Source organism: Clostridium tyrobutyricum (assembly GCF_019144085.1).
Lineage (GTDB): Bacteria > Bacillota > Clostridia > Clostridiales > Clostridiaceae > Clostridium_B > Clostridium_B tyrobutyricum_A.
On sequence record NZ_JAHHUY010000001.1, the window covers coordinates 1 to 21245 of the forward strand.

Here is a 21245-nt window from a genome sequence, read left to right on the forward strand (position 1 = left end):
TTTGTACGAAATCTAGGTAATTACAAATGTGATATAATTTTATTGATTAATAAAGTATTTTTATAAATCAATATTGATATTGTATGAATAAAGGAGTGAGAATTACATATGAATAAAAATTTTGCTACACTATTGAACTGTATGGATGGGAGAACTCAACTACCAGCTATAAATTGGATAAGAAATAATTTTAACGTGGAATACGTAGATATAATATCCGAGCCCGGTATAGATAAAGTCCTTTTTCTAAAAGACAGGGCTTTTATAGCAAGTTTGGATAAAAAAATGGATATATCTTTAAATGGCCATGGTTCAAATATGATATTTATAGCAGGACATTATGATTGTGCTGGAAACAATGTCAATAAGGATGAACATATTAAACATATTAAAGCTTCCGTAAAATTATTAAAGAGCTTATATGAAAATGTTCCTGTGACAGGATTGTGGATTAATGAAGATTTTAAAGTAAAAAAGATATGCTAAATAAATATACTAATTAGGATACTTATCATTATTAGATATATATTCCAATTAGTATATTTTTAAATAAAAGATAAAATCATACTAGAACTTGATGCTAATGCTTCCATCCTTTAGCTGAAGCTGTTTCATTTTAAGTGGAAGTCCCGTTGTATCTATATATATTTTGTTGTTTTTTAAAGATAACCCATTTAAAGTTTTATTCTCTATTATATTTAATACAATACTTTTAGGCAAATTCAGTTTTCCAACTTTGAAATTGTCTATTGAATAAACTATCTTTCCTTTTTCCAAATATGTATCACCAGAGGTGGATAAAAGTATATTTAATCCTTTATATTTAGATGGAAAATAAATATTAAATTTTCCTTTTAATACTCTAATGTATACAGTTTTTACTTTTAGATCTCCAAAACTATTTTCACCTATAGGATATAAGTCTATAAGTTGATTCAATTCTTCATTGCTCAGTGTTAATTTTGCATTATCTTTAGGTATGTTAATAATTTTCAAGGCCAATTTTTGAGATGGCTGTGGAAAAATTGGTATATCAGAAGAATTCCATGTAACTAAATAATAAAACACACCTACAACTATTAAAATAGGTACAATTATTTTTAAAAATAGTTTGGATTTTCCATTCATTTTTTTAGTCATAGATCAACCTCCTGAGGACAGTTCACAAGTTTTATTTATGAACCTTATTATAAGTGACACATAACAACTTTTCAACAATATTTAAATTTATAACGATATATACTATAAAATTAAATGTTGTATAGTTAAAATTTTGTTCCCATTTATAATATGTAATTTATATAAAATCCGTTCATGAAATCAAAAAGTTGTTATATGTCCCCCTAAAATCACACTAAAAAAGTAGAGCCATAAAAACACAGCTCTACTGAATTATTTTTTGCCATCAATTAATAAACTGGAGTACAGTAATGTGCATACTTAGGATTTTTGCCAACAGTTAAATTAAAGAATAATTCTTTAATTTTCTTGCAAACTTCTCCCTGTTTTCCATCACCAACGACTCTATGATCAACTTCAATTATTGGAGTAACTTCCATAGCAGTTCCGCTAAAGAAAACTTCATCCGATGCATAAAGTTCTGTTCTAGCAATACTTCTCTCCTGAACTTCCAATCCAAGTTCTTCTTTTCCAAGCTGCATAACAAGATCTCTTGTAATTCCTTCAAGGATATTATCAGAAGCTGGTGGAGTTATTAATTTTCCTTTTTTGTAAATAAATATATTTTCTCCAGGGCCTTCACAAACATGATTTCCTGAAGTTAAAAATATAGCCTCATCAAATCCTGCTCTTTTTGCTTCAAGTGATGCTAAAGCTGAATTTAAATAAGCTGCTGTAGCTTTAGTTCTTGGTGGAAGCATATTGTCCTCAAGTCTTCTCCATGATGTTATTCCTACACTTAATTCTGACTTTCCTGCATATTTGTCTAAAGGTTGACAGTAAATTACTACTTTAGTGTCGGGTTTAGAAAGATTAGGTCCTATATCCTGAGCATCGTTATAAACTATAGGTCTTATGTATGTAGTACGCTTACAATTATTTTTCTTTAAAAGTTCGATTGTCCATTTACTTAATTCATCTGCTGTATATGGTATATTTAAGTTTAGCGATTTAGAAGATTGAAGTAATCTCGTATAATGATCCTTTAATCTAAATCCAAAAAGCTGCTTCTGTTCTTCATCCCAGTAAGCTCTAATCCCTTCAAAACATCCAAGTCCATAATTAAAAGCCTTACTTCTTATACCTATAGTTACTTCACTTTCATCTACAATTTTACCTTGATAAAATACATATGAATTTGACATTAAAAAGCCCCCTTGATTTCTTACTAATTTATTATAATTATAGTTAAATATAACGCTATAAAAAAATTTAGTCAATAAATCTAACATCTTATCAATAATTTTTATAAAAAAATATATTCATTTTAAAAATTATAAACCTATATAAAAATATTAACATTAAATAAAAAAATATAAAAGCTATATTTTAAATTTGATGTTCAAGCCTTAGTACAATTTCTGCAATTATACTGGCAAATACGAAGGTCCCTGTATAAACAGTCAATGCTACAACAACTATCTTCCAGCTTAAGTTTTTAAACATTTTTATATCTTTTCCAAGAGACAAACCTGCAAAAGCCAAAACTGGAGTTGTAAGGGCAAGCATGCTTATCTTGCCTAAATACTCTTTATCCAAAAATGCTCCATATGGATTAATAGGACTTGTAAGCAAAACAGCTACTACAGATACCCAGAATACTACCGGTAATTTAATAGGTATTATTTTTTTAATTATAATTCCAACAATAGTAACAGCCACTAATATTCCCATTCCAATAAAACTTATCTTTAAAGGCACCTTTTCACTTATAGTATTACCTATTACAGAAACAAATCCAATCCATAATAAAATAATAAGTTTTTTTATTGCATTACTCATACATTATTCTCCCCTTTATGATTCTTGTTTTTGCCAATTTTAGGTTCTAACCAAGCATACATTTTATTGGCAACTGGAAGTGAAACAAATAATGTAAAATATATGCCTATTATAGTAGTTATAAGATTAGATGCTGCGGCAAAACTTGCGATTTCTTTGGCTCTTTCAGGGAAAACAGCTGCAATAGCTCCCGATGCTGCCGCCATCATACTTCCGGATCCAACTCCTGAACCCATAGCTAGAGCCAATGGATTAAATATCTTAAGTGATCCCAAATATCCTGCAAGCAGCCCAATATAAACTGCTCCAAACAAAGTTCCACAAATATATATTCCCATGACTCCACGTCCTTCAGGGGAATCCATACCATATTTTTCTGCAATAATAGCTATATTAGGTTCACGATCAATGGAAAAAGTAGCACCTACAGATTCACGTTTAAGTCCAAGTAATAGTGCAATTGGGAGTCCAATAATTACTGTTCCTAAAAAATGTCCCAGTTCTTGAAAGCAGATAGCCCAGCCTGATTCAACAAGCATTACAATAGATGGCCCCATAGTGGCACCTATTTTTGCTACAAATATTATTACAGCAAGACTCATAATAGAATTAGATAAGTTCATTTCCTTGTCGGAAATAATTTTTAATTTAGGCAAACTTATTATTGCGCCCATTACAAGTGCAAACAACATTGGAAGAAGTACAAGATAACCAGGTCCTACTTTAATCTTCTTTTCTCCAATAAATTCGGCTATCACAACTAGCACAAGAGCCAACAAACAAATTTTCCAGTATTTTTTTAACATGTTTTTCCTCCTATTTTTATTATTTATTATTTTAAATTTGACTTTTAAGTCAAAAGTTGTGTACTGTCCCTAGCTTGTACCTAATTATAGAAGCTATTCATTACTTTCAAATACTCTTCTTTAGTAAATGTGGGTTTAAAATCATTTATTATTTTTTTACCTTTTTCAGCATTATCTGCAAGTATATCAACTACTGTCATTGCCATTAATTTTGCAGGTAAAACACAAGCTGAATAGTAGTCTTCAACATTAAATTCCTTTGAATGCAATGTTCCACTTACTCCACCTATATAAGGATGTATACTTGGTATAAGCTGGGATACATCTCCCATATCAGTAGAGGCAAAAAAATGTCCTGCATCTAAAATGCTGTCTTTTGAAAGAAGTCTTTCACAGTTATTTTCAAATACAGAGTTTAATTGCTTTGAGCATTGAAGAGGCAAATATCCTGGTATATTTTTTATAATTGTCTTTGCACCTACTGCATCTCCACCTGCTTTAAGTGCCCTGTCAACCTTTTTATTGGCACTTGTCATGGCATCTACGGTCTTTGCTCTTACATAACTTTCAAGTCTTACATCTGAAGGTACTGAATTAACAACGTCTCCTCCTTTTGTTATAATAGGATGAAATCTGACATAGTCATCATCTTTGAAAGTTGATCTAATGGCATTTACACTCATTAGTCCAAGCATTGCTGCATCCAAAGCGTTTATACCCTCATGAGGAGCTTCTGCTGCATGAGCTGTTTTTCCAAGATATTGTATAGTTTTTGCTATAAATCCATTACTGGAAGTTCCAATTGCTGCAGTTGGATTTGGGCTGTCCTTTAAGGAGTGCATCATCATTGCTATGTCTACATCATCAAATTCTCCCTCATATATGAGCTCTTGCTTTCCACCCATAAAATGAAGTTTTCCTTCCTTACGAAGTTTTTGTCTATAAGTTACTTCTATGCATTCTTCTGCCGGTACTGCCATAAAGGTTACATTTCCATCCAATTTTTCTGCTGCCCCTGACAATTTTAAACCTATTGCAGCTCCTATAAGTGCACCTAGCTGCAAATGATGTCCACAAGTATGCGCAGCTCCAGTTTCAGGATTTGTATTCTTGTTTCCCCTACATATAACTGCATCCAGTTCTCCAAGTATAGCTACATTTATTCCATCTTTTTGATCTTTTAATTTTGCTTTTACTCCAGTAATAGCAAGTTTATCCTTGTAATTTAAACCTATTTCATTGAAAATATCTTTTACCTTTTGTGCTGTTTTTATTTCTTTAAAACCAAGTTCAGGTTCACTTTCTACAGATTTGGAAAATTTTATTATTTCTTTTGAATTCTCATCAATAATTTTACATATTGACTGCTTGATTTTTTCCATATTCATTATTATCCCCCCTAATATTTTATAAAATTATTTCAATATACTATTATACATGTTTTATTCATAAAATCCATGATAATTTTAAATAAAAGGTATACAAATATATTATTTTTAAATTTTTGTGAAATTATTTCTAAAAATGGATCATACTACTTTTAAAATACCATAAAAAGACGAGCTACAATCTCTATACTGATGATTTACAGCCCGTCTTTACCATATGAAAAAGTTGTGTACTGTCCCCTAGTTGGTTATTATTATATATTTCGTAATTTTGTTTTTCTAATTTTCTCCGCTTTTGACTGAATATCCTTGAGCTTTTGATTGTTGTCCTTTATTTTTATTCTTTCTAGAAATGCTGAATTTCTAAATATCTTTTTGAATACAAAATATCCTATTACCATAACTGCCAGTTCTCCCACTGCCTGTGTAAAAAATGTATAAAAGAAAGGTACTTTATACAATATATGAAGTTCCTCTGCTATAATTGCACTTCCTAAAACCGGCCATATCATTGAAATAGCCATCTTTCTGGTTTTCCACATGGCATAAGTTGCAAGCAAAGTAGCAAAACTTCCTACAAATACATCGATTATACTAAAACTGTAGAAATTGGCTATAGCACAACCTATAGTTAGAGAAATTATGTAAAATGGATCTATAAAAGTAAGAAAATTAAGCATTTCACTAAGTCTGAAGCCTATAGGCCCCCAATAGGAAAGTGATCCAAGTGCAATAGTTACAACTATATATATGGCCGCTACTACGGATATTTTTACAAGCTTGTTTGTTTTATTCATCTATATTGCCTCCCACCCCATCTAGATCTGCATTACATCTAGAATCTATATCATCAAGTATTTCAACTCTATTATAGTAAGTTGTCTGAAGCTCTTTAAATAAATTGCTGGTGTAAAATTCTTCTATAAGATTATTATCTCTTTTTACATGTGTTGTATTCTCACAGAATATATTTACAGTAACTCTTTCAAAATATTTAAGTCCCAATTCAACGTCCTTCTCTAAATTTTCAATACTCTGTCCAGATATACCAAAAAGAATATTTACCCAGTCAAAATTTTGAAAATCACATGCTTTTCTATTACCTATTCCCTTATTTAAAATATTTTCCCTATAATTTATATCAAAACTCTCCGCACCTACTATAAATTTTAAATTAGTTGGTTTAAACTGCTCTCTAAAATCATCTATAAGATCTTCATATTTAACGTGGCTTTCCATAATCATTTCTTTTATATTTTTATCGATACATAGGCTTTTGAGTTCTCTTAATGTTCCATTGTCAAGTTCACTTGCACTTCCCGAATTCATTATCTGAAGCACACCATATTTTCCAGTAACTTTTTCAAGCACTTTATGATTCAATTTATAATTTTTGGATTCATCTGAATCCTTGTCCATATGGTAATCACAAAATATACAATTTCCCCATGTACACCCACTTCCTCTTAAGAGCACTACTTCTCTAGGCAATCTTTTAGTGACTTGTCCATATCTTTTTAATTTTGATATACAGATCATATTGTCCCCCTTATATTCTTAATATTGAATTAATGGATAAAAGATAGAAAATAAGAACCATCCTATGATATGCAAATTGGCTTTTTAAAGCATGAATATAAAAAAAGGTGGAGAACTATCCCCACCTTTTAATCTCAAAAATAAACTATAATTAAATAATAACCTAATTATATATAGTTAATCCCTAGTTTTATTTATAGACAGGATGGTTACGAACTGTCTCTTATACACTTGTACATTTTATTATACATCTTAAAGTGTTATAAATCAATGTTTTGTATTTTTTATTAAATATTAAGAAATATTATTAAAATTGCTATTTTACGTTTGCAAATATGTTTGCAAAACATGTCCTAAACAAAATTAAATTTGCAATATGTTAAATTATTCAATACAAAAATATAACTCCAGCTTGAAATTAAGCTGGAGTTATTATAATTAAACTAATTTTAAATTGAATTTTAACTTTGTCACTAAATATGTTATCTTGATATTGTACTAACATTCCCTTGTCTCCTACTGTTTCCTCAAAAACTACAGTTCCTTCTACTTCCCCGCCTGGTGCTAACTCCCAAGATTTTAAGGCTGTATCTTCATTTACACTAGAAAATATTTCATCCTTATTTGTACTCTACTATTTCGTATTTTAAAGTAAAAAGGATTATATACTAGTTTCCCCTTTGCATTGTTTTTCATTTTCACTCTAACTATAACAAATTCTTTTCCATCTTTAGGTGTATCATATTCAGATTCATTAGATTTATCGATATTTAGTACTGTCATTTCTATACCTTTATATTTTGCAGTTTCCACAATAGCATAAGAACTTTTCAATTCATTCTGCTTAGATTCTTCTTTTTTACTAGCTTGATTAGTTGTAGTTGTTTCCTTTAAAATTCCTTTAATCTTTGCCGCAATGAGGACACTTCTTAACGCCTTTGGCAATATCAGCCCTACAAGCCCTGCACTTGACTAAATTCTTGTTTTCATATAATTTCCTCCAAATATGTATAATTTATTATATTGTAGTGATCTAATAATAAATTATATATATCTATGTAAAAAAATAAAAGTCTACCAAAGAAGTAAATCTTCGATAGGCTCAGATTATTTCTGTACAGTTTGGACTACATCTGCGGCATCTTTTATATTATCATAAGCAGGAGCCAACAACTGACTATCCTTAACTTCACTATTTACTTTTCCACAATGAGCTTGTTACTTAAAAATTCTATTCTTTTTTCATTCGAAAGTTTACACAACTTAACTTCAAACACGTACTTCCATAATTTAAACATTTTACTCATTTAATTCCTCAAATTTGACTTATTCCTCATTTTTTGATAGTATGATATCATACCATTTGTTAACGTAATCGTTAACGTAAAATTCTTAGCCCTTGGAAGAGGGCTTTTTTTATCCATTAAATTCCATGGCACATCAAAACGCACAACCCTTTTCATTACTACATATGACCTAAAAACTATTAACATTTCTTGATCTAAGTTTGTTCTTTTGCCAAATTTAATACGATTTTACCTTATATCGTCAGTGGTCATTTGTAAAATTTCTTTAAGTAACTGCTTTATTATGCTGTCAGTTCCTTTTTGAGAAATTTCAAGTTTTTTCAATCCGTCATATACTTGTTAACCAATTCATAACATCTTTTTTTTGTTGAGTTATAAAGAGATGAATTATATGCAACAAGTTCAAATGTTCCACCCTTATATTGCGATGCTTCCTTATTCGCTTCAGCTTCTTTATGTTCTATCCATTTAATCTGTTCAGTTTGTAAATTTTTCATTGTTTTCGGCGACAACTGATTTTTTAATAAGGTATAAATCTCATTTAGTTCTTTATCATACATATCATAGGATTTTCCGTAATAACTCCGCATAGCATTTGTTACTCCAGCATCTGAATCCTTCTTTTCTGGTAAGGCATCAATTTCTTTTTGTGTACTGTCTAATCTTCCTAGGAATTCTTTTCTTCTTCCTTCTATTTTTATCACCGTATTTGTAGTATTGGTTTCCTGAATATTTTTATTTACTTTTATGGCATTTACTGAAGCTGTTTTATCTGTATTATCAACTTTATTTGGACCATCTTTTACTTGTTGATTTTGCTCTGTTTTACTTGCAGAATTTTGATTTTTTTTATTATCTTCTGCGCATGCTGCCAATGTAATTATTGATAATGCTATAACCATAAAAAGTATATTTTTTTTATTTTTCATTAGTGCTCTCCTTTTGATTTTGTTTGTAATTATATTTTTATCTTACCATAATAATTCAAAATCATGGAGTTTTTCTTCTGCTATTCTTGGGGTATTTAATCCAGAGAAAAATTTATAATATTTACAAATCATAATTAATCAATTAGGATAATACTCGCAGATTTTTTATATTCCAAACTTCTAAATGATTTCAGATTTACACATCTATATTCTATTTAGTGGGAATGTCATACAGTGTATTCCTCCACCATGTTTGAACATTTCAGTTATATCAACTTCTATAACATCCAATCCATCTGCCCTGAGTGCACTGTTTACCTTCTTATTATTTTTAAATGATACTACTCTGCCATTTCCAAGTGCCTGAAGATTACAATAACATTCCAGTAAATTACTTTTGTCTACTTCTATAAGCTCATAATTTTTGTTTTTTAATATGTGTAAAAATTCATCAGGCAGCACCTCTTTGCATATTACAGCTATTTTTTCCGCCACTATATTAAAGCACATATCAAGATGAAGGCATTTTTCAGAAGATTTCACTGACATAATTTCATATCCATACTTTTCTATCTGGCTCTTTATTTCGTCAATTCCTGCTTTATCAGTTCGCTCTAGTATGCCTATGGCTATAGTTTTATCATCAAGCATCCAAAAGTCTCCACCTTCAAAATATCCATTTCTGCACCTTGCAATACATGGAATGCCAAGTTCACTCATCTTGTGTTCATAATCTGCAGTTTCACCCTGTCTTGTATCTATTCTAAAATTTCCAAGTATATACCCTTCTTTTATACAAGCGCCAAAGTCCCTCGAAAATACCTGGTCATATAATTGATTGTTTGGAATCATAAGTTCAACTTCAACTCCATTTGACCTGTATGCATCCACAAGCTCACTGTGTTCTTCATTGCATCGTTTTGTATCTATCTTTATATCATAATTTTTATTTATTTCTTTTTTTAAATGTGCATATTTCGGTGGACACATCAGTACCTTTTTCAATATTCCCGTTGAATTTTTTACAAAACATCTATTCATACATTTATCCATATTTCATATCCTCTCCAAATTATATAAACAAATTAATTTCCACTTATATTATATAATTTACAAGTATACACCAAATTATTTATATTTAAATGATTTTTTATAACATTTAACCAGGAACCAGGTAAATGGATAAATACCAATATAAAAAAGACTAACTTTTTATGTTAGCCTCTTTATAAAAATTTCTATCAGATTTTTGCCTTTTTCCTCACCTGTTTAGGTTTTATCATATCATATGGATTTATAAAAGTTTCAAATTGTTCCTCATTTAAAACTTTTTCTTCAATAATTATATCCTTTATGCCCTTTCCTGAAGCAAGAGCCTTTTTAGCTATACTGGCGGATTTTTTATATCCCATGTATGGTGCAAGAACTGTTATCATTCCCACACTGTTTTCTAAAAGCTGCCTGCATCTGTCTCTATTTGCAGTTATGCCTAAAATACAGTTATTTGTAAATGTATCAATTCCATTACTTAAAGTTTCCATGGATTCAAATAAATTATAAAATATAACTGGTTCAAATGCATTTAATTCAAGTTGTCCAGCTTCTACTGCCATAGTTATGGTAACATCATTTCCAATTATATTAAAAGCAATTTGGTTCAATACTTCCGGTATAACAGGATTTATTTTTCCAGGCATTATTGAAGATCCATTTTGCATGGCTGGGAGATTTATTTCCCCAATTCCAGTTCTTGGGCCTGAAGACATCAATCTTAAATCATTGGAAATTTTAGATAAATTTACTGCACATATTTTTATTGCCCCGGATATAGTAGAAAAAGCATCTAAATTTTGAGTAGAATCTATTAAATCATCTGCTTGACATAAATCCATTCCCGTAATTATAGAAAGATTTGGAACTACTGACTCTACATACTCCTCGTCCGCATTTATTCCAGTCCCTACTGCAGTTCCCCCTATATTCAATACGCCCATATCCTGAAGAGCCTTTTTTATTCTTAAAATATCTCTCTTAGCTACAGCACTATATGCTCTGAATTCCTGTCCCAGAGTAATTGGTACAGCATCTTGAAGTTGGGTTCGCCCCATCTTTATAATATCTTTAAATTCCTCACTCTTTCCCTTTAATGCCATATGAAGTTCACTTAACTGATTTAAAAGTTTTGATGCCAATCTTAAAGCAGTTATTTTACCTGATGTAGGTATGACATCATTTGTAGATTGTCCCATATTTACATGATCATTTGGGCTTACAATACTGTAATCTCCCTTTTCTCCCCCAAGAATTTCTATAGCTAAATTTGCTATAACTTCATTTGCATTCATATTTATGGATGTACCTGCGCCACCTTGAATAGGATCTATTATAAACTGTTCTCTGAACTTACCTTCAATTATTTCATTACAAGCTTGTATAATTGCATTTCCAATCTTGCTATCTAATAATCCAATGCTGCAGTTTGTTATTGCAGATGCTTTTTTAACTTGAGCCAGGCTTTTTACAAATTCAGGATGTATATTTAATCCTGTAATATTGAAATTGTTAGACGCCCTCAAAGCTTGAACTCCATAATAAGCATCTTTTGGAACCTTTCTACTCCCTATAGAATCACTTTCAATTCTAAAATTCATTTAAACAACCTCCCTAAATAATATATCCATAAATATTTTTGCAAGAATCTAATCATATTAAGTTGCATTTTTAAATTCATTTTTTCAACTTTAATATTATATCAAAACAATTATGATTTAATTCTTCGCACTGCTTTGTATATTATTATATACAGTTTATATTTATTTTTCAATTATTTTTAATATATTTTAATATATTTTTATTATTTTTCTTCATTCATTGATATATTTACAATTTCAAAATTGAGAAACAAATATTTCAAATAATATTTTTTAATATAATATATGAAATATTTATTTCTTTAATCTTTTATTAAAGGAAGATAATTTATTATCATTATTCACTTATTTTATTTTTCTGAATTATTTTAAAATATTTTATCCGCATATTTTAACGTTTTGATATAACGTAAAATTATTTTTATTAGAATTTATAAACAGAAATGTTTTTGTACATCTGCAAATTATTCAACTTATTAAAATGATTGAAATTTAAAAATGATTTACTTGCATTAGAATTACACATTTATTAAATAATGAATTACTTTTAGAATAAAATTAATATTTTAAGTTAATAATTTTATTGATATAAATATCATAAATGGCAGTGTAAATATCATAAAAGTCATAGTTTCAATAACTGTCCTAGCTGCATATTTAGGATTACAATTATACTGTTCAGCTAATATAACATTTAAAGATCCTGATGGTAAACTGCTTAAAATAACAATTACTACCGCAACTTCACCTCTAATACCCGATAATCTCAATAGCATAATTACAATTAGCGGAAATAAAATTAGTCTTAAAAATGATACAAGATAACAATACTTGTCTTTTAACATTTCTATTGGTTTCATTTCAACTAATGTACATCCGATTATTATCATAGATAATGGAACCATCATTCCTCCAACCATAGATATTGATTCACTTATAAATTTGGGAAATCTATAAGGAGATAAATATATTATAATAGCCATAAATGATGCTAATGAAACTGGACTCTTAAATATTGAAATCAGATTAAATTTTTTATCATTGCTTAATAAATTAATTCCATAGGTAAAAAGAAATATTTGATAAAACATATTATATACTACAGTGTACAGTACTCCATTATCACCATATAACTGTTCAGCCAGTGGAAATCCTATAAACCCAACATTTGCAAATACAGACATTGTAATAAATATTTTTCTAGTTGAACTGTTAATCTTAAATACTTTTGTAATAATATGTGACAGTATTAGTGTAGAAATATAATATATCAAACATATTGCTGCAGTACTTAAAAGGCCTTTAGATAATTGTTTGGAGAATGTATTAGATGATGATGACAAAATACTTACAGGCAATATGGCTTTTAATAAAAAATTAGATAGCCCTTTCTGAAATTCACTGTTTATTGTATTAGTTTTTTTCAACATGAATCCAAATAAAACCATTAAGACTACCTTAGCAAAGATCATAAACAATGAATTTAGTATCATATTGTATATTTCCCTTCATAATAATTATACTTATATAAAACCATCATATGGCCTTTGAGTAACACTGTTATGCAGCCATTTTATTAGTGTGGTAAAATCAAAAACCGGCAATCGTGATTTTTTTTGTATTGCTGCCGCATAAGGTGGCATATCACTGCATTCCAGCAATATAGCACCAACGTTTGAATTTTCCTCCATAATTTCTGATACTTTAGAAAGTATTTCCCTTTCTACAATACTATTGTCAAATTCCCCTCTTCCTTCTAAAATACATGAGAATTCAGCTTCATGTCTCATATCATTAATAATTAACTGTTCCATGTCAACAGCTCCACAATTCTTAAGTAGCTTTTCTGTCAATGATGACTTATCTGCAGTTAAGACACATATCTTTTGACTTGGCTTTATAATAGTAGAAATCCATGGTATTTGTATCAAACTTGAAAGTCCTACAGGTACATTCAATGATTCTGCCAGTTCCTTTTGAAAGTTTCCAAAAAATCCACAAGCTGCGCTAATAGCTCTTACACCTTCTTTTTCCAATTCTCTTCCTGCCTTTATAATATCTTCTAAAATATCTTTTTCCGCCCTGAAAAGTTTTGGAACATCCAGACCTTCTACAGCTTTTAATCTAACAGGGAAGTCAAAAGTATAGCCATTTACAATATTTCCTGGTATCATTGGATACCACACATCCTCAATATACAATATTCCAATAGGATAGCCTGATATATTCTGCCCTTTTAACATCTTAACCTTGTGACAGGGATTTGCTGGAGATACGTATCCATATACTCTTTCTCTATTCACTAATATCCACTCCATTCTAAAGTATTATATAACCTATCTAGACAACGCCTGACTTTTAAACCTTTCAAAATTCAACTGACTTATATCAAAATCCGTATCTTCGCCAGCTGCCATTTGAGCCATCAATTTTCCTGTAATAGGTGATAGACAAATTCCGTCCCCTTCATGGCCTGCAGCTATATAAAAACCGGGAACTTCATCTACATCTGATACTATAGGAAGATGATCTTCTACAAAAGGTCTCACCCCGGCATAGCTTCTTATACAATTTACATCCTTTAAACAAGGGAAAAATCTCATGCCTCTTTCAGCTATAGCCTTCATAGCCTCAATTTCGGAACGATTGTCAAACCCTCTGAATCCTCTATATCCCCCCAGCAGTATATTGTCCGCATGTGTATACTCAATATTAAATGCTACGTTATATTCTTCAACAAGGTGGCTTACGTTTCTCTTGAAATTTATATCTTCAAATTTACTCATCATGTAACCGAACTCCAATATCTTGTGAAAAACGATCTTCTTGGTCTGCTCTGATACCAGATTCATACCCTTTCTTGGCTGTATAGGAATATCAATTCCTATCATATCACCAATTACAGGTGCCCATACCCCTGCACAATTAATTATTTTCTTAGTTAATATATCTCCTTTATCAGTGATAATTTTTTCAACTTGATTATTGTTCCCCAGCTTTATTTCCTTAATATTACAGTATGTAAATACATTCAATCCAAACTTTTTACCTTCTTCAATAAATGCAAAACATACTTTATAAGGACTCATTGCGGCATCTCCTGGAGTCCATATTCCTCCAATTAAGTCTTTTGCCAAATATGGTTCCATTTCCTGAAGGGTCTTAGAATCGACCATTGACATTTCATAGCCATCCTTTTGTTGTTTTTTTACGTAACTGGATGCTGCTTCATACTCTGATTCAGTTTCACAAACGTAAAGACACCCCTTCTGATCAAACTCAAAATCATAAGTGAATTTTTCCGACAATTCCTTATAATGAGCAATACTTGCCGCTCCCATTTTTGTATCAATTCCCGGTTTCTTATCACAAATCAAAGCAACAGCATCACAGTGACTTGATGATCCATGTGCTATGTCACCCTTGTCAATTATAGCCACACTAAATCCTTTTTCAGCTAAATGATATGCAACACTTGTACCTATTGCACCAGCTCCAATTACAGTTACATCAAATATATTTTTCATTCTACATCCCCCTTTGCAAGTTCTCCAAAAGATATTGGTCTTATAGGCGGTCTTGCAGTTGAACTCCCTGCCTCTTTGACTGTAATACCAAGTTCACTGCACAAAATCTGCTGAACTAGTTTTTCACAAGTCCTTCCCTGACACAGTCCCATACCTGCACGGACACGTCGCTTTACACCAGTTACATCCCTTGCCCCCTGCCTTATAGCCATCTTGATTTCTCCCAAAGTAACTTCTTCACAACGACAAACAAGCATATCATCAGTAAAATCTTTATTCATTAAAATCCCTCCCTCTTTATACTTCTAACTTCATCGGCAAACTTTTTTGGTATTTCCACAGTAATTACACAAGTATGATCAAAAGATTCAGGACTTAATACTTTAACTACCTTTCCATCACAAACAATATCGCCTTTCCTATCTACAGCTTTTACACAACTATTTATTTCAGGTATTGGATAGTATTCATATGGAAATGAAACTTTTGCATTAACATCTGAATAGGATTTATCAATTACAAATATGGCCATTCCAGGACATTTTGCTATACACTGTCCACATCCCACGCATTTTCCGAAATTTATATTTGGCAGATTTATTATAGGCTTCCCTATTTGTATGGCTCCCTTTGGACAAGATGATTCACATGGATTACAAGGTATTTGCTGTACACATTCTATAACAGCTATAGGTCCTTTACTGTACTGTTTGTCATCAGGCAATTTTTGAATGGACTTCAATTCTTCATATTCTAAATATCCTGTATTAATCAACATATTTTTTACCTCCATAATTTTATTTACAAATGGTTTTTCCAATCCTGGTTTCATATTCATCCAAAATCTGCTTCTTTGCAGCAAGTCGTCTTTCTCCAAAAGGTCCAAGTCTTAGACCCTTTAATCTTTTCCAAATTTCTTCTTTGTTGATATTAGCTGTATCATCATCAATATAACCTAATTTATTTGCTGCTGAAATGCCGGCAATACGTCCCTCTTCAAGGGCAGTATTTGCTTCTTCTACACCAGTTACATCTCCTGCTATATATACGCCTTCATTGGATGTCTCCATATCTTTATTGTGTATAGGTATATTTCCTCCAAATACAGGATTAAATGTAAGTTCACAATTTAATAATCTTGCAAGCTCAATGGATGGCTTCAATCCTGCTCCAATTGCAACTACATCAGCTTTAATGGATTTTTCAGTTCCATGAATAGGCTCAAACTTTTCATTTACTTCGGAAATTATAACTTCCTCAACTCTATCTTTTCCTCTAACTTCAGTTATAGTATGTTTAACATATATTGGAACACCGGCTCTTCTAATTTTGGCTGCATGTACAGCATATCCACCTATTTTAGGAGCAGCCTCAACGAGAGCTGCAACTTCACAACCTGCCTGCATAAGCTGATAAGATACAATTAATCCAACATTTCCACTTCCAACCATAACTACTTTATTCCCAGGCCTTACATAATTGACGTTTACCATGGTTTGTGCCGCCCCAGCCCCCATAACTCCAGGTTTAGTCCAACCTTTGAATCTAACTGCATTTTCAGAAGCACCAGTTGCAATTATTATTTTCCCAGCTTTAATGGTAATTAATTCTTTCTTTTCATTGTCCCCTCCCCTTTCTATTCCTACTTTGTTTCCTGGAAAGAGTCCTATAACAGTACTTCTGAGCCAGATTTCTACTCCATTTTCTTCTGCTTGACTAACAAGATCTTTTCCAATATTGATACCCCGCGTACCTGATTTATGTGCAGAAGATCCAAAGAACTTGTGTATCTGTTTAAAAAGCTGACCACCAGGTTTTATATTTGAATCTACAATCAAAACCTTAGCCCCTGCCCTGGATGCTTCAATACTTGCAGATAATCCGGCAGGTCCTGCTCCTATTATTACAATCTCTTTCTCTAACATATTAAATTTTCTCCTTTCCCAATCCATGTTGAGTTTCTATTACCATGCCTTCTTTTACTGGGGTTATACAAGTTCTCACGTTAGGTACTCCATCTACAATCATTGCACAATCCGTACACTGCCCAATTCCACAGAATAGTCCCCTTGGTTCCCTGCGTTTTAATGTATATCTATTTATGATAATATTATTTGCAAGCAATGCCGCAAGTATGGGTTCTCCGTCCTTTGCCTTTATTGATTTTCCATCTACAAATATTTCAACTATTTTCAAATCTTTATTAACGTCCAATATAACATGATTATCTACTCTTAAACACATATTAAAAACCTGCCCTTTCTAATAAATTTTACAATGCTGCAACCAAGGACATTTCAACTAAAGCCCCGTCTGACATTCCAGCTACCTGTACACAGCAACGTGATGGATATGGTTTTGTAAAGTATTCACTATATACCTTATTCATAAATTGAGCATCCTCCATATTTACAATATAAATATTACATTGAACAACTTTATCCATGCTTGAACCCTGTGATTCCAAAATCAATTTAAAATTGTCCATAATCTGTTTAGTTTGCTGCTTAATGCCTCCCTCTGCCAATTTTCCATTTTTATCTATGCCGATTTGTGAAGCATAAATCATGCCATTATAAATTAATCCCTGTACATACGGCCCCTTTGCTAGTGCACATTCATCAATACTTATCTCTTTTTTCATAAATCAAACACCCCTTATAATTTAATTTTTAAATCTTTATTCACTAAATATTCTGGATTTTTACTTTTGGATAATCTCAATACCAATTGTTTTAACGCCATATTTCTTCCTTGATAAAATGAGTCTTCTGATATAAATGCTGCATGTGGAGTAATAATTGTGTTTTCCAGTTTAAATAATTCACTTTGTTCTGTCTCTTCATCCTCAATTACATCTACTGCAGCTCCTTTTATTTTTCCGGATTTCAGAGCTTCCACCAATGCCTTTTCATCTACCACCTTACCTCTGGCAGTATTTATAAGATAAGCACTGCTTTTCATTAGATCAAGTTCTTTTTCTGAGATCAAGTGATTTGTTGATTCCATAAGAGGACAATGAAGTGATACAAAATCCGATCTTGTAAGCAATTCCTCAAAAGTATCAATTTTTTCTACCCCATATTCCATCAAATATTCTTTTGTCTTTGTAGGAGCATATGCCAATACATTCAATCCTAATGCTTTAAGAACAGGTGTCATGGCTTTAGGAATACTGCCGAAAAAATACAAGCCTACTGTTTTTCCTGTCAATCTATAAGTTTTGTATCCATACAGAGGGTCCCATTTTCCCTTTCTCACCGAACGGTCTAAAAATGTTATTTTTCTTACCAAGTCAATAATCATTCCGACTGTATGCAGTGCAACTTCTTCCGTACAAAATCCAGGAATATTAGTAACACATACACCTTTTCTAGTAGCTGCATCAATATCTACATTATTGTACCCAATACTCTGAAGTGTAACTATTTTCAAGTTTGGCAGACTATTTATAATATCTTCAGTAATTTGTTGATACTCCACTACTACTCCATCAAAATCATAGGCATATTCAACAAAAGACTTTTTTTCTTCTTTATCTTTGATTTCCACAAGTTCCAGATTATCAATTTTCCATTCTTTCAACAGAGAATTCTCATAATCCAAATTATCGTCAATATTATAATAAAGCACTCTTTTCTTATTCATCATTTGCCCTCCTATTATTTCCAAACTTTATTCAATACTTTATCTATAATTTCTATACCTTCATCTATTTCTTTTTTAGTAACATTTAAAGGTGTAGCAAATCTAAGTCCATTACCATAGACACCACATGCCAAAGTCAATAATTTATTTTTAAAACATTCATCCCTGACTTCTGCAAACACATCTCCTGCAGGTGTACCATCCTCGTGAGAAAATTCTATAGCTACCATCAATCCAATTCCCCTGATATCAGATATGCAGCTGTATTTTCCTTTAAGGGCCTCTAATTTTTCTTTCAAATATGCTCCCATTTGATGAACATTTTCCAGTATGTTAGTTTCCTTGTACTCGTCTAATACTGCAAGTGCAGCTGCGGCACATACTGGATTTCCACCAAATGTAGTTCCGTGCATTCCTGCATGCCATTCTGACATTATCTCTTCTGTAGATATTACTGCACTCATTGGAAGGCCTCCGGCTATTGCCTTTCCAACAGTCATAATATCTGGGACTACATCGAAGTTTTCCCCTGCAAACATTTTTCCAGTTCTCCCATATCCAGATTGTATTTCATCAAATATGAGCAGAATTCCATATTTGGTGCACATATCCCTAACGCCTTGTACAAACTCTTTGGCAGGTACTACATATCCTCCTTCACCTTGCACTGGTTCCATTATGATTGCTGCAACCATTTCCGGAGCTATAATATATTTAAACAAACTATCTAATTCGTCTAAACAGTATTCTGTCCTCTGTTTTTCGTCAAAACCTTTAGGGCACAGATCCTTGGAAGGATAAGTGGAAAAATAAACTCCACCCATCATTGGTTCATAGTATTTTCTATATTTGGAATTAGATGCAGTAACAGTCGTAGCGCCTATGGTCCTTCCATGGAAAGATCCTTTAAAAGCTATTATTGCTGGCCTTTTAGTATATGCCTTGGCTAATTTCAAAGCTCCATCAGTTGCCTCTGCCCCTCCATTTGAAAAAAATACCGAATTTAAATTTCCTGGTGTTACTTCCGATAATCTTCTGGATAATTCCAATGTAGTCGGGAAATTAACCAAATTAAATGAAGCATTCATCAACTTTTTTGTTTGTCCTATAACAGCTTCCACAACCTTAGGGTGACAATGTCCTAATGCATTTACTGCAATACCCTGTACAAAATCTAGATACTTATCGCCATTAATATCTGTCATATAGCATCCTTTGCCACTTTCCATTATTAAATCTGTAGCTTTAGCTAGAGCTGGACTTAAATATTTTTTATAGCTTTCAAATTTCATTTATAATTCCTCCTAATATTTTTAATATTCTCACATTAATTCTTCCAATATTTCATATATATCTTTTTCTTCCAATTTGACTGGATTTAGAGATAGCATTCTATAATCCATAGTTCCTTCTACTATTTTTGAAAACATATCTCGTTTTACATTAACTTCTAATAATTTACCAGGTATTTTTAAATCCGAACTTATTTCCTTTATTCTTTTAGTGCACTTTAATGCCCCTTCCCTATCAGTCAGCCCTTGAACTTTTTCACCTAGCAATTCAGCTATTTTATTGAACTTTTTTAAATTACCAAGCATATTTTTTTTAATAACGGGTGGAAGTAACATAGCATTGGCAATACCATGCGGTACATGGGCTACTCCACCCATTGCCTGTGAAATCCCATGAACTGCTCCAAGTCCTGCATTTACAAAAGCTATTGCAGCTAATGTACTGGCTACAGCCATTTTACTTCTTGCTTCTATATTATGAGGAGTAAATGCTGCCGTATAAATATTTTCCCCTATAAGTTGAATTGCCTTTTCTGCATATGAATCACTTATTATCGATGCATTCTTAGATACATATGCTTCTATAGCATGAGTCAATGCATCAATTCCAGTACTTGCTGTTATTAACTGAGGCATGTCTAATTGTATGATGGGATCCAAAACTGCAAATTTAGGTATTAAACTTGAATCAGTTACTGATAACTTTATATTGTTATCTTCGTCTGATACTACACTTGCCCCAGTCACTTCACTACCACTTCCTGCTGTAGTTGGAACAGCAATTAAGGGTAATGACTCGTTTTCTACGCTTTTACTCCCACCAAACAAATACTCTCTTATAGATCCCTCGTTATTTTGGAGCATACACATTGCTTTGCAAATATCAATAGTACTTCCACCACCAACTGCAATAACTACATCACAATTACTATTTTTCAACACTTTAGCAGCTTCATCTACTTTTTGTATTGTAGGCTCCGGAGCAATATCTTTAAATACAGTTACATTAAAATTCTTTTCTTTCAAATCAGACACTATTTTTTCAAAATACGTTGTTTTACTAAAAAATCTACCAGCGACTACAAATACTTTTTTTAAACTTAATTTATCCAATAATTTATCTATTTCCAGTGACGAATTAACTCCAAAAATAATTTTTGTAGGTACATCAAATGAAAATTTCATTATATATCACCT

24 protein-coding genes are annotated in these 21245 nt (G+C 31.6%); 1 reads left to right on the forward strand and 23 read right to left on the reverse strand.

The window, feature by feature from the left end; all coding sequences use genetic code 11:
* Window positions 1-108: 108 nt before the first annotated feature.
* Entirely contained in the window at window positions 109-486 is a 378-nt protein-coding gene (locus KM800_RS00005) for a carbonic anhydrase (RefSeq protein ID WP_217811265.1), read from the forward strand.
* An 81-nt stretch (window positions 487-567) separates the two neighbouring features.
* Here KM800_RS00005 and KM800_RS00010 read toward each other — a convergent pair whose 3' ends face one another.
* The 23 genes from KM800_RS00010 to KM800_RS00115 form a co-directional block, all read right to left on the reverse strand.
* A complete protein-coding gene (locus KM800_RS00010) occupies window positions 568-1140 on the reverse strand; it encodes a YpmS family protein (RefSeq protein WP_254906412.1) in 573 nt (190 codons plus the stop codon).
* A gap of 269 nt (window positions 1141-1409) precedes the next feature.
* Complete coding sequence (locus KM800_RS00015; protein ID WP_017751620.1) at window positions 1410-2324, reverse strand: branched-chain amino acid transaminase; 915 nt, start codon at window positions 2322-2324, stop codon at window positions 1410-1412.
* 184 nt (window positions 2325-2508) lie between these two features.
* On the reverse strand, window positions 2509-2961 hold the full coding sequence (locus tag KM800_RS00020; RefSeq protein ID WP_217811266.1) for a hypothetical protein: 453 nt from the start codon (window positions 2959-2961) through the stop codon (window positions 2509-2511).
* Complete coding sequence (locus tag KM800_RS00025) at window positions 2958-3767, reverse strand: DUF3100 domain-containing protein (RefSeq protein ID WP_217811267.1); 810 nt, start codon at window positions 3765-3767, stop codon at window positions 2958-2960. The genes KM800_RS00020 and KM800_RS00025 overlap by 4 nt, the downstream gene beginning before the upstream one ends.
* Before the next feature lie 80 nt (window positions 3768-3847).
* Entirely contained in the window at window positions 3848-5155 is a 1308-nt protein-coding gene (locus KM800_RS00030) for an amidohydrolase (protein ID WP_217811268.1), read from the reverse strand.
* Between the two features lie 254 nt (window positions 5156-5409).
* A complete protein-coding gene (locus KM800_RS00035; protein ID WP_017895157.1) occupies window positions 5410-5952 on the reverse strand; it encodes a QueT transporter family protein in 543 nt (180 codons plus the stop codon).
* Window positions 5945-6694 (reverse strand): hypothetical protein, encoded by a 750-nt coding sequence (locus KM800_RS00040; protein WP_217811269.1) that lies wholly within the window; start codon window positions 6692-6694, stop codon window positions 5945-5947. The genes KM800_RS00035 and KM800_RS00040 overlap by 8 nt, the downstream gene beginning before the upstream one ends.
* A 418-nt stretch (window positions 6695-7112) precedes the next feature.
* Window positions 7113-7307 carry a DUF4352 domain-containing protein gene (locus KM800_RS15675; protein ID WP_419195449.1) on the reverse strand — a complete coding sequence of 65 codons (195 nt, stop codon included), beginning with the start codon at window positions 7305-7307 and terminating at the stop codon, window positions 7113-7115.
* Window positions 7292-7639, reverse strand: coding sequence for a DUF4352 domain-containing protein (locus tag KM800_RS00045; protein ID WP_217811270.1), 348 nt, complete (start codon window positions 7637-7639; stop codon window positions 7292-7294). The genes KM800_RS15675 and KM800_RS00045 overlap by 16 nt, the downstream gene beginning before the upstream one ends.
* A gap of 682 nt (window positions 7640-8321) precedes the next feature.
* Complete coding sequence (locus KM800_RS00050) at window positions 8322-8930, reverse strand: lysozyme inhibitor LprI family protein (RefSeq protein WP_217811271.1); 609 nt, start codon at window positions 8928-8930, stop codon at window positions 8322-8324.
* A 204-nt stretch (window positions 8931-9134) separates the two neighbouring features.
* The gene (locus KM800_RS00055) at window positions 9135-9983 is read right to left on the reverse strand and encodes a dimethylarginine dimethylaminohydrolase family protein (protein ID WP_254906413.1); all 849 of its coding nucleotides are present in this window, start codon (window positions 9981-9983) and stop codon (window positions 9135-9137) included.
* A gap of 188 nt (window positions 9984-10171) precedes the next feature.
* Complete coding sequence (locus KM800_RS00060; RefSeq protein WP_217811272.1) at window positions 10172-11581, reverse strand: aspartate ammonia-lyase; 1410 nt, start codon at window positions 11579-11581, stop codon at window positions 10172-10174.
* A 566-nt stretch (window positions 11582-12147) separates the two neighbouring features.
* Window positions 12148-13074 carry an AEC family transporter gene (locus KM800_RS00065; protein WP_217811273.1) on the reverse strand — a complete coding sequence of 309 codons (927 nt, stop codon included), beginning with the start codon at window positions 13072-13074 and terminating at the stop codon, window positions 12148-12150.
* 30 nt (window positions 13075-13104) lie between these two features.
* Window positions 13105-13884, reverse strand: coding sequence for an aspartate/glutamate racemase family protein (locus KM800_RS00070; protein ID WP_330655433.1), 780 nt, complete (start codon window positions 13882-13884; stop codon window positions 13105-13107).
* Between the two features lie 33 nt (window positions 13885-13917).
* Window positions 13918-15108, reverse strand: coding sequence for an NAD(P)/FAD-dependent oxidoreductase (locus KM800_RS00075; protein ID WP_217811275.1), 1191 nt, complete (start codon window positions 15106-15108; stop codon window positions 13918-13920).
* Window positions 15105-15389, reverse strand: a complete 285-nt coding sequence (locus KM800_RS00080; protein ID WP_017751607.1) for a (2Fe-2S)-binding protein — start codon at window positions 15387-15389, stop codon at window positions 15105-15107. Before KM800_RS00080 ends, KM800_RS00075 begins: the two co-directional genes overlap by 4 nt.
* Window positions 15389-15886 (reverse strand): 4Fe-4S binding protein, encoded by a 498-nt coding sequence (locus KM800_RS00085; protein WP_242824637.1) that lies wholly within the window; start codon window positions 15884-15886, stop codon window positions 15389-15391. The genes KM800_RS00080 and KM800_RS00085 overlap by 1 nt, the downstream gene beginning before the upstream one ends.
* A gap of 19 nt (window positions 15887-15905) precedes the next feature.
* On the reverse strand, window positions 15906-17033 hold the full coding sequence (locus tag KM800_RS00090) for an NAD(P)/FAD-dependent oxidoreductase (protein ID WP_039658284.1): 1128 nt from the start codon (window positions 17031-17033) through the stop codon (window positions 15906-15908).
* 1 nt (window position 17034) lies between these two features.
* On the reverse strand, window positions 17035-17352 hold the full coding sequence (locus KM800_RS00095) for a (2Fe-2S)-binding protein (protein ID WP_017751604.1): 318 nt from the start codon (window positions 17350-17352) through the stop codon (window positions 17035-17037).
* 28 nt (window positions 17353-17380) lie between these two features.
* Entirely contained in the window at window positions 17381-17752 is a 372-nt protein-coding gene (locus KM800_RS00100) for a Rid family detoxifying hydrolase (RefSeq protein WP_017751603.1), read from the reverse strand.
* Between the two features lie 14 nt (window positions 17753-17766).
* Window positions 17767-18756: a C-terminal binding protein gene (locus KM800_RS00105; protein ID WP_217810722.1), complete on the reverse strand. Its 990-nt coding sequence runs from the start codon at window positions 18754-18756 to the stop codon at window positions 17767-17769.
* A gap of 14 nt (window positions 18757-18770) precedes the next feature.
* Complete coding sequence (locus tag KM800_RS00110) at window positions 18771-20048, reverse strand: aspartate aminotransferase family protein (RefSeq protein ID WP_017751601.1); 1278 nt, start codon at window positions 20046-20048, stop codon at window positions 18771-18773.
* Window positions 20049-20078: 30 nt separating this feature from the next.
* A complete protein-coding gene (locus KM800_RS00115; RefSeq protein ID WP_196007914.1) occupies window positions 20079-21233 on the reverse strand; it encodes an iron-containing alcohol dehydrogenase in 1155 nt (384 codons plus the stop codon).
* Window positions 21234-21245 lie beyond the last annotated feature (12 nt).

Bases quoted from the DNA above. Each gene is read 5' to 3' on its own strand.
- KM800_RS00005 (WP_217811265.1), top strand. From the start codon at position 109: ATGAATAAAAATTTTGCTACACTATTGAACTGTATGGATGGGAGAACT.
- KM800_RS00010 (WP_254906412.1), bottom strand. From the start codon at position 1,140: ATGACTAAAAAAATGAATGGAAAATCCAAACTATTTTTAAAAATAATT.
- KM800_RS00015 (WP_017751620.1), bottom strand. From the start codon at position 2,324: ATGTCAAATTCATATGTATTTTATCAAGGTAAAATTGTAGATGAAAGT.
- KM800_RS00020 (WP_217811266.1), bottom strand. From the start codon at position 2,961: ATGAGTAATGCAATAAAAAAACTTATTATTTTATTATGGATTGGATTT.
- KM800_RS00025 (WP_217811267.1), bottom strand. From the start codon at position 3,767: ATGTTAAAAAAATACTGGAAAATTTGTTTGTTGGCTCTTGTGCTAGTT.
- KM800_RS00030 (WP_217811268.1), bottom strand. From the start codon at position 5,155: ATGAATATGGAAAAAATCAAGCAGTCAATATGTAAAATTATTGATGAG.
- KM800_RS00035 (WP_017895157.1), bottom strand. From the start codon at position 5,952: ATGAATAAAACAAACAAGCTTGTAAAAATATCCGTAGTAGCGGCCATA.
- KM800_RS00040 (WP_217811269.1), bottom strand. From the start codon at position 6,694: ATGATCTGTATATCAAAATTAAAAAGATATGGACAAGTCACTAAAAGA.
- KM800_RS00050 (WP_217811271.1), bottom strand. From the start codon at position 8,930: ATGAAAAATAAAAAAAATATACTTTTTATGGTTATAGCATTATCAATA.
- KM800_RS00055 (WP_254906413.1), bottom strand. From the start codon at position 9,983: ATGGATAAATGTATGAATAGATGTTTTGTAAAAAATTCAACGGGAATA.
- KM800_RS00060 (WP_217811272.1), bottom strand. From the start codon at position 11,581: ATGAATTTTAGAATTGAAAGTGATTCTATAGGGAGTAGAAAGGTTCCA.
- KM800_RS00065 (WP_217811273.1), bottom strand. From the start codon at position 13,074: ATGATACTAAATTCATTGTTTATGATCTTTGCTAAGGTAGTCTTAATG.
- KM800_RS00075 (WP_217811275.1), bottom strand. From the start codon at position 15,108: ATGAAAAATATATTTGATGTAACTGTAATTGGAGCTGGTGCAATAGGT.
- KM800_RS00080 (WP_017751607.1), bottom strand. From the start codon at position 15,389: ATGAATAAAGATTTTACTGATGATATGCTTGTTTGTCGTTGTGAAGAA.
- KM800_RS00085 (WP_242824637.1), bottom strand. From the start codon at position 15,886: ATGTTGATTAATACAGGATATTTAGAATATGAAGAATTGAAGTCCATT.
- KM800_RS00090 (WP_039658284.1), bottom strand. From the start codon at position 17,033: ATGTTAGAGAAAGAGATTGTAATAATAGGAGCAGGACCTGCCGGATTA.
- KM800_RS00095 (WP_017751604.1), bottom strand. From the start codon at position 17,352: ATGTGTTTAAGAGTAGATAATCATGTTATATTGGACGTTAATAAAGAT.
- KM800_RS00100 (WP_017751603.1), bottom strand. From the start codon at position 17,752: ATGAAAAAAGAGATAAGTATTGATGAATGTGCACTAGCAAAGGGGCCG.
- KM800_RS00105 (WP_217810722.1), bottom strand. From the start codon at position 18,756: ATGAATAAGAAAAGAGTGCTTTATTATAATATTGACGATAATTTGGAT.
- KM800_RS00110 (WP_017751601.1), bottom strand. From the start codon at position 20,048: ATGAAATTTGAAAGCTATAAAAAATATTTAAGTCCAGCTCTAGCTAAA.
- KM800_RS00115 (WP_196007914.1), bottom strand. From the start codon at position 21,233: ATGAAATTTTCATTTGATGTACCTACAAAAATTATTTTTGGAGTTAAT.